Below are 15226 nucleotides of genomic sequence, written 5' to 3' on the forward strand. Positions count from 1 at the left end.
AACAGTGAAGTTTGTGCATTTACAATGTCAAACCGTTTTTAGTTTATTAAAAAGTGCTTGTAAAATTGATGAGCTTGTAGTCAGGGCGAAAGAACTCGGTTTTTCATCGCTGGCTATTACGGATGAAAATGTTATGTATGGCGTTATTCCGTTTTATAAAGCATGTAAGAAACATGGTATACAGCCTGTTATTGGATTAACCGCTTCTATTTTTAGTGAAGAAGAAGAAAGGTCTTATCCGCTTGTATTACTTGCTGAGAATGAAATAGGCTACCAAAATTTATTAAAGATTTCTAGCAGTATTATGACAAAGTCCAAAGAAGGTATTCCTAAGAAGTGGCTTGCGCATTATGCGAAAGGATTAATTGCAATTTCACCAGGTAAAGATGGCGAAATTGAGCAATTATTACTAGAAGACAATGAGAGTCAGGCTGAAGAAGTAGCTCGCACATATCAAAATATGTTCGGTCATTTTTATATGAGTTTGCAGCATCATGCGATTCAAGATGAGTTGCTTTTACAAGAGAAACTACCTGAATTTATTAGTAGGGTTAATATTCCAGTCGTTGCAACAAATGATGTGCGCTATATCAATCAAAGTGACGCGCTTGTTCATGAATGTTTACTATCTGTTGAAAGTGGAACGAAAATGACTGATCCAGATAGGCCGAGGCTGAAAACAGATCAGTATTATTTAAAGTCATCGGATGAAATGGAAGCACTATTTTCCCATGCGCCGGAAGCAATCAAAAATACAATAAAAATTGCAGAGCGTTGCCAAGTAGAAATACCGTTCCATGTAAATCAACTTCCGAAGTTTCCTGTTCCGTCTAATGAAACGAGTGATATATACTTGCGTCGTGTTTGTGAAGAAGGTTTGCGGAAACGATATGGTGCTCCGAAAGAAGTGCATATAAAGCGTTTGGATCATGAATTAAATGTTATTTCTCGTATGGGATTTAGTGATTATTTCCTCATCGTATGGGATTTTATGAAGTATGCACATGAAAATCATATTCTAACAGGACCAGGTCGTGGATCGGCAGCTGGTTCACTCGTTTCATACGTATTAGAAATTACAGATATTGATCCAATTGAATACGATCTATTATTTGAAAGGTTTTTAAATCCTGAACGTGTGACGCTTCCTGATATTGATATTGATTTTCCAGACGTAAGACGTGATGAGATGATTCGCTATGTGAAAGATAAATACGGTCAGCTCCGTGTTGCGCAAATTGTAACGTTTGGTACGCTTGCAGCAAAAGCGGCAATTAGAGACATTGCCCGCGTAATGGGGCTTCCGCCGCGAGATATTGATATATTTTCAAAACTTATCCCATCAAAGCTCGGTATAACGTTAAAAGATGCATATGAAGAATCACAATCACTTCGTGAGTTTATACAAGGGAATCTTCTACATGAGCGTGTGTTTGAAATCGCAAAACGTGTAGAAGGTTTACCACGTCATACGTCTATTCATGCGGCTGGTGTTATTATGAGTCAAGAACCGCTAACAGGCAGTGTAGCAATTCAAGAAGGACATAACGATGTTTATGTTACCCAATATCCAGCCGATGCGCTAGAAGAACTTGGGTTGCTTAAGATGGACTTTTTAGGATTACGTAATTTAACGTTACTTGAAAATATTATAAAATTTATCGCGAACAAAACAGGGAAAGAAATCGATATAAGAAACTTACCTCTTCAAGATGAAAAGACGTTCCAATTATTAGGGAGAGGGGATACAACAGGTGTATTCCAGCTTGAGTCAGGTGGTATGCGAAATGTACTTCGCGGGTTAAAACCGAATGAGTTTGAAGATATCGTAGCTGTTAACTCGTTATACAGACCAGGACCGATGGAACAGATACCGACTTTTATTGAATCGAAACATGGAAAAAGAAAAATTGAATATTTACATCCGGATTTAAAGCCAATTTTAGAAAGAACATACGGCGTCATTGTATACCAAGAACAAATTATGCAAATTGCATCGAAGTTAGCAGGTTTTTCGCTCGGAGAAGCAGATTTACTGCGCCGTGCGGTGAGTAAAAAAAATCGTGATATTTTAGATCAGGAACGTAAGCATTTCGTCCAAGGATGTTTGCGAAATGGATACGATGAGACATCCGCAGAGAAAATTTATGATTTAATTGTAAGATTTGCGAATTACGGTTTTAACCGAAGTCACGCTGTAGCTTACAGTATGATTGGATATCAGCTTGCCTATTTGAAAGCGAATTATACGCTGGAATTTATGACGGCATTATTATCAAGCGCAATTGGAAATGAAGATAAGATTGTACAGTATATACGAGAAACGAAGCGGAAAGGTTTTCACGTTTTGCCGCCGTCTCTTCAGAGGAGTGGTTACAACTTCCAAATAGAAGGGAATGCGATACGTTACAGTTTACTTTCGATCCGAAATATTGGAATGGCTACAGTGACGGCATTATTAGAAGAACGAGAGAAAAAAATGTTCGAAGATTTATTTGAGTTTTGTCTCCGTATGCCGTCAAAGTTCGTAACGGAGCGTAATTTAGAAGCTTTCGTCTGGTCGGGATGTTTTGACGATTTTGGTGTTTCGAGAACGAATTTATGGAAAAGTATTAAAGGGGCGTTAGAGTACGCGAATCTCGCACGTGATTTAGGAGATGCTGTTCCAAAATCGAAATATGTACAAGGAGAAGAGCTATCTTTTATTGAACAACTAAATAAAGAGAAGGAAGCACTTGGCTTTTATTTATCAAGTTATCCGACAGCGCAGTATGTGAAGTTAGCAAAAGAATTAGAAATTCCATCTCTCGCTCAGGCGATGCGAAACAAGAAAAAAGTACAAAGAGCGATTGTGTATATAACAAGTGTGAGAGTGATTCGTACGAAAAAGTTTCAAAAGATGGCATTTATTACATTCTGTGATCAAAATGATGAAATGGAAGCGGTCCTCTTCCCGGAAACGTATATACATTTCTCGGATAAGTTGCAAGAAGGAGCAATTGTTTTAGTTGACGGTACGATTGAGCTAAGAAATCATAAGCTGCAATGGATTGTAAATGGACTATATCCGCTAGAGGAAATGGATGTTTATGAAGAAAAGAAAGACGCATCTGTTTACGTGAAATTGCCATCTCAGTATGAGAAAAAGCTTTTAAATCAGGTTACGAAAATATTGTTCGACTATTCAGGTTTTGCGAAAGTACTAATTTATTATGAAAAGGAACATAAAATGGTACAATTATCTCGGAGTTTATCGATTCATCCAAGTGAAGAATGTTTAGGAGCACTTCGTGAAATTGTCGGGGAAGAAAATGTAGTTGTGAAAATATAATGGACAATTTCCCTACACTTCGATTATTATAGTAGTAGTGTTCGTGGTCAGACCACTTGGAGAAATTGATATCAGCAAGAATAATTTGAGGAGAGTGGATAGTTTGTCAACACTTCGTGAAGAAGCACTTCACATGCATAAAGTGCATCAAGGAAAATTAGAAACTGTATCAAAAGTAAAAGTAGAAAATGCAAAAGATTTAAGTCTTGCATATTCTCCAGGGGTTGCAGAACCTTGTAAAGAAATTTATGACGATAAAAGTAAGGTATATGAATATACGATGAAGGGAAATATGGTAGCAGTTGTGACAGATGGAACAGCTGTACTTGGTCTTGGTAACATTGGACCTGAAGCATCTCTTCCAGTAATGGAAGGTAAAGCTGTATTATTCAAGAGCTTTGCTGGTGTAGATGCATTCCCAATTGCCTTAAATACAAACGATGTAGATAAAATTGTTGAAACTGTAAAATTAATGGAGCCAACTTTTGGCGGCGTTAACTTAGAAGATATCGCAGCACCAAACTGCTTCATTATTGAAGAGCGTTTGAAAAAAGAAACAAATATTCCTATCTTCCATGATGATCAACACGGAACAGCTATCGTAACAGTAGCAGGTCTTGTAAATGCACTGAAATTAGTTGGAAAGAAAATGTCTGACATTAAAGTTGTCGCAAATGGCGCAGGTGCAGCAGGTATTGCAATTATTAAACTTTTATATCGCTATGGTGTACGCGACATTATTATGTGTGACCGTAAAGGCGCAATCTATGATGGTCGTCCTACAGGTATGAATCCAGTGAAGGATGAAGTTGCAAAATATACAAATAAGAATCGTATAGAAGGTTCTTTAGCTGATGTTGTACAAGGTGCGGACGTATTCATTGGTGTATCTGCAGAAGGTGCATTAACAGAAGAGATGGTTCGTACAATGAATGACGATGCGATTATTTTTGCAATGGCGAATCCAGTTCCAGAAATTATGCCAGAATTGGCAAAAGCAGCGGGCGCAGCTGTTGTTGGAACAGGTCGTTCTGACTTCCCGAACCAAGTAAATAATGTACTAGCGTTCCCTGGTATTTTCCGCGGTGCACTTGACGTACATGCGACACAAATTAACGAAGAAATGAAGATGGCAGCTGTACAGGCTATTGCTGAGCTTGTAGCAGAAGATGAGTTAAATGCAGACTATATCATTCCGGCACCATTTGACGCGCGTGTAGCGCCTCAAGTAGCGGCTTACGTTGCAAAAGCAGCAATGGAGACAGGAGTAGCTCGCCGTCAAGTAGATCCAAATGAGATCGCTGAAAAAACAAAACAATTAGCGCTGATTGGTAAAGAATAAGCGAGGAATTTCCATTGACATCATCAAATACAAAAGTATATCTCGAAATTGTAAAAAAAATCCGTTCCATTATGGAAGAGGATGGATTGGTGGCGGGGGATCGTTTGCCGTCTGAGCGTGAGTTAAGTTCACGCTTAAACGTAGGACGTTCCTCTGTAAGAGAAGCATTGCGTGCTTTAGAACTGGTAGGATTGATTGAAACGAGACGTGGTGAAGGGACGTTTATTCGAAACTTTTATGATAACGGTCTTGTACAATTAATTGCTCCGTTCTTATTGCAAGATGAGAAAACAATTCGTGATTTATTACAAACGAAACGATTACTTGAGAAAGATATGATTCGAATTGTATGTAATTTACCGAAAGAAACGTTTTCTAAAGTACTAAGTAGATTACACCAAGTACTTGAAGGAAATGAAAGCTCAGTCCCAACGCTTCATCAAACGTTCTTTAAAACCCTTATTGAACAAGTCGATAATTATTTACTATATCGCATTTGGATGATCGTAAATGATTACGTAGCAACTCTTTCTTGTAAAGTTTCAAGAGATTCTATCAATATGTATAGAAAGCTTTATGCTACTTTGGAAGAAAAACAAGAAAATGATGCACTAAAAATTTACGATGAATTAGTAGAGAATATACAGTTTCACTCGTAATGTATAAAATTTGTCGAAATGACCATGACACGTTATGACAAACATTCTACCGCATAGCGGTTAAAGTTAAACGTAAAGAGTGAGGTTATTAGACAGATTGAGAAGATAAGGCTAACATCAAACTTTGGTGTTAGCCCCATTTTCTTCTTACGCTAACCTTAGCTCTCAACGAAGGGGGTCAAATTGTGCTAAGAGATTTATTCGTGAAAAAGAAAAAGTACGCTGCAATACCTTCAGAACAAGTACGAAAAGATGTACCAGATGGCGTTATGACAAAATGTCCGGAATGTAAAAAAATCATGTATACGAAAGAACTTCTAAAAAATTTAAAAGTATGTGTGAATTGTGGATATCATCATCCTATGAATGCATGGGAACGTCTTGATAGTATATTGGACGAAGGGTCATTCCGTGAGTATGACAAAGAAATGGTTTCATTAAATCCACTCGAGTTTCCAGGTTATGAAGAGAAACTAGAGAGCGATCGTAAGAAGACTGAATTGAACGAAGCGGTTGTAACTGGTGAAGGAACAATTGATGACATGCTTGTTGTTGTTGCAGTAATGGATTCTCGTTTTCGAATGGGGAGCATGGGCTCTGTGGTAGGAGAAAAAATCGCCCGTGCGGTTGAAAAGGCGTACGACTTACAAGTTCCATTTATTATCTTTACTGCTTCGGGTGGTGCCCGTATGCAAGAAGGTATATTAAGTTTAATGCAAATGGCAAAAACAAGCGTAGCTTTGAAAAAGCATAGTAATGCAGGAGGATTATTTATTTCTGTTATGACTCACCCAACGACGGGCGGGGTTTCAGCGAGTTTCGCTTCACTTGGTGATTATAATCTTGCAGAGCCAGGTGCACTTATCGGATTTGCTGGTAGACGTGTAATTGAACAAACGGTGCGTGAGAAACTACCAGAAGATTTCCAAACAGCAGAATTCTTACTAGATCATGGTCAATTAGATGCGGTGGTGCATCGTGATGATATGAGAGAATCACTTCGCAAGATTTTAGAAGTTCATCAAGGAGGGGAAATGGCTGTATGGCAGAGCTAGAATTTGAAAAACCAGTTGTTGAGCTAAGAAATAAGATTCGTGAACTGAAAGACTATACGAAAAACAGCCAGATGGACTTCAGTGAGGAGATTCGTATTTTGGAAGAAAAGCTAGAAAATTTAGAGGAAGATATATACGGCAATCTGAAAGTATGGGACCGTGTTCAAATTGCTCGTCATGCAGAACGACCGACAACGCTCGATTATATTGAGCACTTATTTACTGATTTTTTCGAATGTCATGGAGATCGTCTATTTGGCGATGATGCAGCGATTGTCGGCGGCATTGCGAAATATAAAGGGATGCCTGTAACTGTAATTGGGCATCAGCGCGGAAAAGATACGAAAGAAAATATTCGCCGTAACTTTGGAATGCCTCATCCAGAAGGATATCGAAAAGCATTACGTTTAATGAAGCAGGCGGAAAAGTTCAATCGTCCTATTATTTGTTTTATTGATACAAAAGGAGCTTATCCTGGTAAGGCTGCTGAAGAACGTGGTCAAAGTGAAGCTATCGCTCGCAATTTATTTGAAATGGCAGGTTTAACGGTACCTGTTATTTGCATCGTTATCGGCGAAGGTGGTAGTGGTGGTGCGTTAGGCCTTGGAGTTGGAGATTACATTCATATGCTAGAAAATTCCACTTATTCTGTTATTACACCAGAGGGTGCAGCGGCAATTCTTTGGAAAGATGCAGGAAAAGCAAAGGAAGCTGCAGAGGCAATGAAAATTACAGCAGCAGATTTGAAAGAATTAGGTGTAATTGACGAAATTATTCCAGAAACAAGAGGTGGAGCTCACCGTAATATTTTGAAACAGTCAGAAAATATAGACTTAATGATTCGGAAAACTTTTGAACAATTAAACGGAATTTCGAAAGATGAATTAATCGAAAAACGTTATGAAAAATATATGAAAATTGGGCAAGTTTCGTTTTCAAACGCTTCCATTTGGATAAAATAAGAAAAGCGTGCGTTCCACTTCGCGAATGCACGTTTTTATTATGAAAAGACACATCTTCTCCATTGTATTTTTATATTTTTTCGTGTTATTTTATTATAAGGCAAATAATCTTTATGAGGTGAGTACAAATGAAACGTATTGGTGTATTAACAAGTGGTGGAGATTCACCTGGTATGAATGCTGCCATTCGTGCAGTTGTTCGTAAAGCGATTTTCCATGATATTGAAGTATATGGTATTTACCATGGATACGCTGGATTAATTTCTGGTCACATTGAAAAATTAGAACTTGGTTCTGTTGGCGATATTATCCACCGCGGTGGTACAAAATTATATACAGCAAGATGTCCTGAGTTTAAAGATCCAGAAGTACGACTAAAAGGTATCGAGCAATTAAAGAAACACGGTATCGAAGGACTTGTTGTTATTGGTGGAGATGGTTCTTACCAAGGCGCTAAAAAATTAACTGAACAAGGATTCCCATGTGTTGGTGTACCAGGTACAATCGACAATGATATCCCTGGAACAGACTTCACAATTGGTTTCGATACAGCTTTAAACACTGTTATTGATGCAATTGATAAAATTCGTGACACAGCTACATCTCATGAACGTACATATGTTATCGAAGTAATGGGACGTCATGCTGGTGATATTGCATTATGGGCTGGTTTAGCTGATGGTGCGGAAACAATCTTAATTCCAGAAGAAGAGTATGACATGGATGATGTTATCGCTCGTCTGAAGCGTGGTAGTGAACGTGGTAAAAAACACAGTATTATCGTTGTAGCTGAAGGTGTTGGAAGTGCAATTGACATCGGTAAGCACATTGAAGAAGCAACAAACTTTGATACTCGTGTAACTGTATTAGGTCACGTACAACGTGGTGGATCGCCAAGTGCACAAGACCGTGTATTAGCAAGTCGTCTTGGCGCAAGAGCAGTTGAATTATTGATTGCTGGTAAAGGCGGACGTTGTGTAGGTATTCAAGATAACAAACTTGTTGATCATGACATTATCGAAGCGTTAGCTCAAAAGCATACAATCGATAAAGATATGTATCAATTATCTAAAGAATTATCCATCTAATCGGCGTAATGTCAGATATTTGGGAACGGTTTCATAATTTTCGGAGGTGCAATATGCGTAAAACTAAAATTGTATGTACTATAGGTCCTGCTAGTGAAAGTATTGAAAAATTAGAGCAATTAATCGAAGCAGGTATGAACGTTGCTCGTTTAAACTTCTCTCATGGTAGCCATGAAGAGCACGGAGCTCGTATTAAAAACATTCGTGAAGCTTCAAAGAAAACTGGTAAAACAGTTGGTATCTTACTTGATACAAAAGGTCCAGAAATCCGTACTCACGACTTCGTAGACGGACAAGCTGAGCTTGTAACAGGTGCAGAAGTAGTTCTTTCTACTGAGCAAGTATTAGGTACTGCAGAGAAGTTCTCTGTATCTTATGCTGGTCTTTATGACGATGTAGACCCAGGTTCTCGCATTCTAATCGATGACGGTCTTATCGAACTAGAAGTAATCGAAAAAGCTGACGGAAACATCCGTACAAAAGTTCTTAACAGCGGAACTGTAAAAAATAAAAAAGGTGTTAACGTACCAAACGTAAGCATTAAGCTTCCTGGTATCACTGAAAAAGACGTAAAAGATATCATCTTCGGTATCGAGCAAAAAGTTGATTTCATCGCAGCTTCATTCGTACGTAAAGCGTCTGACGTATTAGAAATCCGTGAATTATTAGAAGAGCATAACGCTCAATACATCCAAATCGTACCAAAAATCGAAAACCAAGAAGGTATCGACAACATCGATTCAATCTTAGAAGTTTCTGACGGTTTAATGGTAGCTCGTGGTGACATGGGTGTGGAAATTCCACCAGAAGAAGTACCATTAGTACAAAAACGTCTAATTAAAAAATGTAACGTGTTAGGTAAACCGGTTATTACTGCAACGCAAATGTTAGATTCTATGCAACGTAACCCACGTCCAACTCGTGCGGAAGCAAGTGACGTAGCTAACGCAATCTTTGATGGTACAGATGCAATCATGCTTTCAGGTGAAACAGCTGCTGGACAATACCCAGTAGAAGCAGTAACAATGATGGCTAACATTGCGGTACGTGTTGAAAAATCATTACAATATGAAGATATGTTCAAAAAACGTATTAAAGAGTTCACTCCAACAATTACAGATGCAATTAGCCAATCTGTTGCGCATACAGCACTTGCTCTTGATGTAGCTGCAATCGTAGCTCCAACAGAAAGTGGATATACTGCAAAAATGATCTCTAAATACCGTCCAAAATCTCCAATCGTAGCTGTAACATCTGACGAGCAAGTAGGACGTCGTCTTGCACTTGTTTGGGGTGTACAAGCATTTATGGCTGAGGAGCGCGCGGCTTCAACTGACGAAATGTTAGATACAGCAATTCAAACAGGTATGGATGCAGGTCTAATCGGACTTGGAGATACTGTAGTGATTACTGCTGGTGTACCAGTTGCTGAAACTGGTACAACAAACTTAATGAAAATCCACGTTGTTGGTGAAGAAATTGCTAAAGGACAAGGAATCGGTCGTAAAGCTGCAAAAGGTAAAGTGGTTGTAGCAAAAACAGCTGCTGAAGCTGTAGCGAACGTAAACGAAGGTGATATCCTTGTTACAACAAGCACTGATAAAGATATGATTCCTGCCATCGAAAAAGCTGCGGCTTTAGTTGTAGAAGAAGGTGGCTTAACAAGCCATGCAGCTGTTGTAGGCGTATCAATCGGTATTCCTGTTATCGTTGGTGTAAACGGCGTAACAGCAACTTTAAAAAATGGCCAAGAAGTAACAGTTGATGCAGCACGCGGAATTGTTTATAATGGACATGCGGAAGTGCTATAAGTAATACAGAGAGAAGGATCGGAGTCCTTCTCTTTTTTTTACACAAAAACGAGATAGAATTAGCTTAAAGCGCCTAGGATTGCTTTTAAAAGCTGTTTGTTATGGGTTTTAATATGAAAGGGTATCTATATTTCATATGATGTATGTAGGCGTTGTGAGGGCATTAAAAGTGAGTTGTGAGAGAGGTGTAGAACTATGAAGTGGTTACTATTCTTGTTTATTTTAATACCGGCGATTGAGATTACGGTCTTAATTGGATCAAGCCATGTAATAGGTTTATGGTCTACGTTCGCTATGATTGTATTTACAGGTGTTGTAGGTGTGTATTTGGCGAAAAGACAAGGGTTTAAAGTGCTTAGAGAGATTCAATCTAAGTTGAATAGAGGGGAAATGCCAGGTGAGGCAGTACTAGATGGTATTTTTGTATTTGTAGGAGGCGTTCTCTTGGTGCTTCCTGGGTATGTGACAGATGTGCTAGGGTTTATCTGCGTGATTCCTATTACGAGAGCTTTATTGAAGCCTCTTGTTATGAAGTGGATGGAATGGAAATTTAGAAAGAACTCTACTATTATCATTCAGAAATAGCACTTAGATTGTAGAAATCTAAGTGCTATTTCTTGTCTTGTAAGAGGAGAAGAACTTTTTGATTGAAGCTTTGCTTTACCTCGCTATTTGTGGGGGATTTCTACCTCAAAGCTGGGCTGCTTGTAAGATGAGTGGGGATGAACAAAACGTCCGCTTATTATATTTGTTATATAATTTTCGTTTGAACTCTTGTTGTACTTCGATTAAACTTGTGATTTTTTAGTGCTATTTATTTAGATGAATAAGATGGAGGGGAGTGCTGTTAAATTAAAGTTTTGCTTTTGTATATAAAGGGACGATTGGTGTAAAGAATTCATATAAAAAGGCGTAAATTGTTAGTTGAAGTCTTATTTTATGCTGTTTTGTATATTTATTCATTTACATAAAAAGTAATAAATGTAAATAATAATTATAAAATAAATAGAATAAATATGTAAAAACACCACGAAATATGCGTTTTTTATGCAAAAAAACAAGAGAATTATCTTTTTTGAGTGCAATTCTCTTGTTTTATGTAATGAGTATGAAAAATAAGTACAAGGAATAATCAGTGGGAAATTCCCACTGATTACATGTAAGTTTTTTGTTGTGTATGAATTAGAAACTATTATTTTGAAGGTGAACCTTTAATATATTTCCACAAGTCATGGAAGACATTAGCTTTGTGTAATGTATTAAGTAGTACTAAGGTGACTGGACCGATGATTAACCCTAAAAAGCCAAAAAGTTTAAAGCCGACAAATAGAGCGACGAGTGTTGCTAATGGATCGAGACCGATGTTAGATGAAAGTACTTTCGGCTCCATAATTTGTCTTTGGACAATCACGACGATGTATAAAATGAGAAGACCAATGGCGAATGCGGTATCGCCAGTGAAAAATACGTATATAACCCATGGAACAAAGACTGCGCCTGTTCCTAAATATGGTAGTAAATCTACAACCCCTGTAATAATCGCGATAGTAATGGCGTATGGTACGCGTAATATTAAAAGCCCGATTAGTACAATGACAGTTGTCATAGATACGAGTGTAAGTTGTGCTTTCACAAAACCAAACAAAGCTTTTCTTAAGTCGACAAAAATAGTTTTTCCATAGCCATGTACACGATTCGGTAGCAATTTTCTTGCTTTCTGAGCAAGACGGTGCCAATCGTAACTAATGAAGAAAGTGGCTAATAAAATGAATACAAGGACAGTTAAAGTTGTTGGCAGTGCACTAATGAAATTCGTTAACCCGCTTATAATGGTGGTTAAAAGTTCTTTCATTTGTGTTGTCGCTTCTGTTCCTAAGTTTTGAATGTTTTGTGTAATTGTATAGCGCTGTGGTTCTCCAAGATGATTAAATTTAGAGATTAAATCATCGTAGAGAGGCATAATATGATTAAGTGCAAATTGCTGAGCGAATGTAACGATATCTGGAAACTTTACTGTAACAAGTTGTAGTAAGTATGTTGTGGCAGATATTGCTTCAGTCACAAGATATGTAACAAGTCCAACGATAGCTCCAAATACGAGAATTAAGCTAACGAGTACTGCTAGTGCGCGAGGAAATTGTAGTTTTTGATTAAGGAAATTGACGACAGGATTAATCAAATAAGCAAATGCAAAAGCGATAATAAAAGGATAGATAAGCCCTGATATGTATAGTAATACATAGAACCCAGCTACCGTTGCTACAATGACAAATATGAGTCGTAATATCATATATAGTAAGTTTCGGTTCAAAGATGTATACCTCCCATTCCGATTTGGATTATCCTAATTCGTTCAACTTATAACGAGTGTGCCCCACTGATTAAAGTTTCACTTTACCCCGCATTAACGGGCAGTAAAGCTCCTATCAAAAGTGCGGCTGGATCAAAGGAGTTAGATGGCGATAAACTGCCCGTAAAAGCCCGATTGGTTCAACTAATAATCAGTGGAAAATGCCCCACTGATTAAAGTTTCACTTTATGTTATAGTGGAATGATGGATTTTTCCTGCTTTTTCAGTATGTGAGTGACTGTGAAAGCTTGGTGTTGATGCTTCTACTATATGGTAAAAACTTCATTTTCTCTTCTTTTTATTTTACCTGTTTCTAATTAGAAAAGAAAGAAGAGACGCCCGTTTTTAAAAATGTATACATGCTTAAATTTTGATGGTGAAAGTCTCAGTTTGTCATTTTAAAATACATAAAAAATGAAGTGATTCATGTTGAATAGGCATCGATATAGCATGTATAACGATAGGTTTAAAGGTATTTTTGTTTGGAAATGAGTTCATTATTTTCAGAAAGGAAGTGCAAACATGATTAGTCAGTCAACGTTATTTTTATTCATACTACTTATTATCGGACTTATTGCTAAAAACCAATCGCTTACTGTAGCTATTGGTGTGTTATTTTTATTGAAGTTTACATTTTTAGGAGATAAGGTCTTTCCTTATTTACAAACGAAAGGAATTAATCTAGGTGTAACGGTCATTACAATAGCGGTGCTCGTACCGATTGCGACGGGGGAAATAGGTTTTAAACAACTTGGAGAAGCGGCGAAATCTTATTATGCGTGGATTGCTTTAGCTTCAGGTGTAGCGGTCGCTTTGTTAGCGAAAGGCGGCGTACAATTGTTGACAACGGATCCTCACATTACAACTGCGCTTGTTTTTGGGACAATTATAGCGGTTGCGCTATTTAATGGGGTTGCTGTTGGTCCGTTAATTGGGGCTGGAATTGCCTATGCGGTTATGAGTATTATACAAATGTTTAAATAAGGAATTTTATAGTAATATAAAATTTCTGAATTCTTTCTGTTCACAAAAGTCAGATAATTGTTTATAATAGGATTAGAAACTTTGAAAAGTTACATAACAGCAGAGACTTTACACCAGATAAAATAAAAACAACATAAAACAATTTTATAATGATATTGTTTTATGTTGTTTTTATCATAAAACTCTTCGGAATGTATTTTCCTCACTAACTTGTTGTTTTGAGCGTGAGGATTCGGGGAGACATTCACGCTCATGCTTTCCATGTAGGCAATGGACAATAAGAGGGGAACATCGCAACAAATTTGCATGATCGTGCATTTTGCTTGCCTAAAGAGTGAACGGGCGTTCATAATTCATAGGGGGAGCAAATAGATATAAGGAGCAAGGTTGGGAGAATTTTCAGGAAAAGGAGAGAATGTCATGACTGTTATTCGAGGTTTAGAAGGGGTAGTAGCAACAACATCATCTGTGAGCTCTATTATTGATGATACATTAACTTATGTTGGGTATAATATTGATGATTTAGCTGAGAATGCTACGTTTGAAGAAGTAGTGTACTTATTATGGCACCGCAAGCTTCCTAATGAAAAAGAACTAGCGGAATTTAATGAAATTGTATCTGAATACTATAAAGTTCCAGGTGAGATTTTAACATATTTAAAACAAGTAGATTTAAAAGTTGCACATCCGATGTCTGTTTTACGAACTGCAATTTCCATGCTATCATTATACGATGAGAGCGCTGAAATTATGGATGAAAAGTCTAATTATTTGAAAGCGGTTAAATTACAGGCTCAAGTGGGAACTATAGTTGCTGCTTACGCGAGAATCCGTAAAGGTTTAGATATTGTTGAGCCAAGAAAGGATTTATCATTAGCTGCAAACTTCTTGTACATGTTAAATGATCGCGAGCCAAATGAAGTTGAAATTGAAGCTTTTGATAAGGCGCTTGTACTTCATGCAGATCATGAGTTAAACGCTTCTACATTTACTGCACGTGTTTGCGTAGCTACACTTTCAGATGTATATTCTGGTATTACAGCAGCAATCGGTGCATTAAAAGGTCCTCTTCACGGTGGGGCAAATGAAAATGTAATGAAGATGTTAACTGAGATTGGTGAAGAAGAAAATGTAGAGTCATATATTCATAATGCTCTTCAAAATAAAGTGAAAATCATGGGCTTTGGCCACCGTGTGTATGAGCAGGGTGATCCACGTGCAAAACACTTACGTGAAATGTCTAAGAGATTATGCGTGCTTTTAGGAGAAGAGAAATGGTATAATATGTCTATCAAAATTGAAGACATTGTAACAAAAGAAAAAGGTCTTCCACCAAATGTTGATTTCTATTCAGCTTCTGTATACCATTGTTTAGGAATTGACCATGACTTATTTACACCTATTTTTGCAATTAGCCGTATGTCAGGCTGGTTAGCTCATATTCTAGAACAATATGAAAACAACCGTTTAATTCGTCCGCGTGCTGATTATAATGGACCGACGCATCAATTGTATGTTCCAATTGCACAACGATAAGCGAATAACACTATTTTGATAGTGAAAATACGCTTTCAAAAGTCTGATTTTTTCGGAAAGATGTAATGATTAGAATATTTTAATTTGACTAACGGTTTGAGCTGAGGG

General features: G+C 37.5%; 11 protein-coding genes. 10 read left to right on the forward strand and 1 reads right to left on the reverse strand.

The window, feature by feature from the left end; all coding sequences use genetic code 11:
• Positions 1–4 precede the first annotated feature (4 nt).
• The 8 genes from dnaE (at position 5) to ACTFRH_RS25170 (ending at position 10833) form a co-directional block, all read left to right on the forward strand.
• A complete protein-coding gene (gene dnaE / locus ACTFRH_RS25135) occupies positions 5–3331 on the forward strand; it encodes a DNA polymerase III subunit alpha (RefSeq protein ID WP_000673719.1) in 3327 nt (1108 codons plus the stop codon).
• Between the two features lie 133 nt (positions 3332–3464).
• Entirely contained in the window at positions 3465–4673 is a 1209-nt protein-coding gene (locus ACTFRH_RS25140; protein WP_161508111.1) for an NAD(P)-dependent malic enzyme, read from the forward strand.
• A 14-nt stretch (positions 4674–4687) separates the two neighbouring features.
• The gene (locus tag ACTFRH_RS25145) at positions 4688–5332 is read left to right on the forward strand and encodes a FadR/GntR family transcriptional regulator (RefSeq protein WP_000204449.1); all 645 of its coding nucleotides are present in this window, start codon (positions 4688–4690) and stop codon (positions 5330–5332) included.
• A 185-nt stretch (positions 5333–5517) separates the two neighbouring features.
• Complete coding sequence (gene accD / locus ACTFRH_RS25150; RefSeq protein ID WP_000942856.1) at positions 5518–6387, forward strand: acetyl-CoA carboxylase, carboxyltransferase subunit beta; 870 nt, start codon at positions 5518–5520, stop codon at positions 6385–6387.
• On the forward strand, positions 6375–7349 hold the full coding sequence (gene accA / locus ACTFRH_RS25155) for an acetyl-CoA carboxylase carboxyl transferase subunit alpha (protein ID WP_000818809.1): 975 nt from the start codon (positions 6375–6377) through the stop codon (positions 7347–7349). Before accD ends, accA begins: the two co-directional genes overlap by 13 nt.
• A gap of 128 nt (positions 7350–7477) precedes the next feature.
• Entirely contained in the window at positions 7478–8437 is a 960-nt protein-coding gene (gene pfkA, locus ACTFRH_RS25160) for a 6-phosphofructokinase (protein WP_000821157.1), read from the forward strand.
• Between the two features lie 53 nt (positions 8438–8490).
• Positions 8491–10248, forward strand: coding sequence for a pyruvate kinase (gene pyk, locus ACTFRH_RS25165; RefSeq protein WP_001232670.1), 1758 nt, complete (start codon positions 8491–8493; stop codon positions 10246–10248).
• A gap of 195 nt (positions 10249–10443) precedes the next feature.
• Positions 10444–10833 (forward strand): FxsA family protein, encoded by a 390-nt coding sequence (locus ACTFRH_RS25170; protein WP_000871639.1) that lies wholly within the window; start codon positions 10444–10446, stop codon positions 10831–10833.
• Between the two features lie 607 nt (positions 10834–11440).
• On the opposite strand, the gene ytvI is transcribed toward ACTFRH_RS25170, so the two are convergent.
• Positions 11441–12559, reverse strand: a complete 1119-nt coding sequence (gene ytvI, locus ACTFRH_RS25175) for a sporulation integral membrane protein YtvI (RefSeq protein WP_001081382.1) — start codon at positions 12557–12559, stop codon at positions 11441–11443.
• A 561-nt stretch (positions 12560–13120) separates the two neighbouring features.
• On the opposite strand from ytvI, the gene ACTFRH_RS25180 reads away from it, so the two are divergent.
• Both ACTFRH_RS25180 and citZ read left to right on the forward strand, forming a co-directional pair.
• Complete coding sequence (locus ACTFRH_RS25180; RefSeq protein ID WP_000625507.1) at positions 13121–13582, forward strand: DUF441 domain-containing protein; 462 nt, start codon at positions 13121–13123, stop codon at positions 13580–13582.
• Between the two features lie 387 nt (positions 13583–13969).
• On the forward strand, positions 13970–15118 hold the full coding sequence (citZ, locus tag ACTFRH_RS25185) for a citrate synthase (RefSeq protein ID WP_000503653.1): 1149 nt from the start codon (positions 13970–13972) through the stop codon (positions 15116–15118).
• Positions 15119–15226: the final 108 nt, after the last annotated feature.

Origin of the sequence: Bacillus cereus group sp. MYBK216-1, assembly GCF_051916495.1 — a bacterium.
Classification (GTDB): Bacteria; Bacillota; Bacilli; order Bacillales; family Bacillaceae_G; genus Bacillus_A; species Bacillus_A thuringiensis_K.

What these genes read in the sequence shown, in the direction of transcription:
- pyk (WP_001232670.1), top strand. Translation starts at nt 8,491, where the DNA reads ATGCGTAAAACTAAAATTGTATGTACTATAGGTCCTGCTAGTGAAAGT.
- pfkA (WP_000821157.1), top strand. Translation starts at nt 7,478, where the DNA reads ATGAAACGTATTGGTGTATTAACAAGTGGTGGAGATTCACCTGGTATG.
- ACTFRH_RS25140 (WP_161508111.1), top strand. Translation starts at nt 3,465, where the DNA reads ATGCATAAAGTGCATCAAGGAAAATTAGAAACTGTATCAAAAGTAAAA.
- ACTFRH_RS25180 (WP_000625507.1), top strand. Translation starts at nt 13,121, where the DNA reads ATGATTAGTCAGTCAACGTTATTTTTATTCATACTACTTATTATCGGA.
- ACTFRH_RS25170 (WP_000871639.1), top strand. Translation starts at nt 10,444, where the DNA reads ATGAAGTGGTTACTATTCTTGTTTATTTTAATACCGGCGATTGAGATT.
- accA (WP_000818809.1), top strand. Translation starts at nt 6,375, where the DNA reads ATGGCAGAGCTAGAATTTGAAAAACCAGTTGTTGAGCTAAGAAATAAG.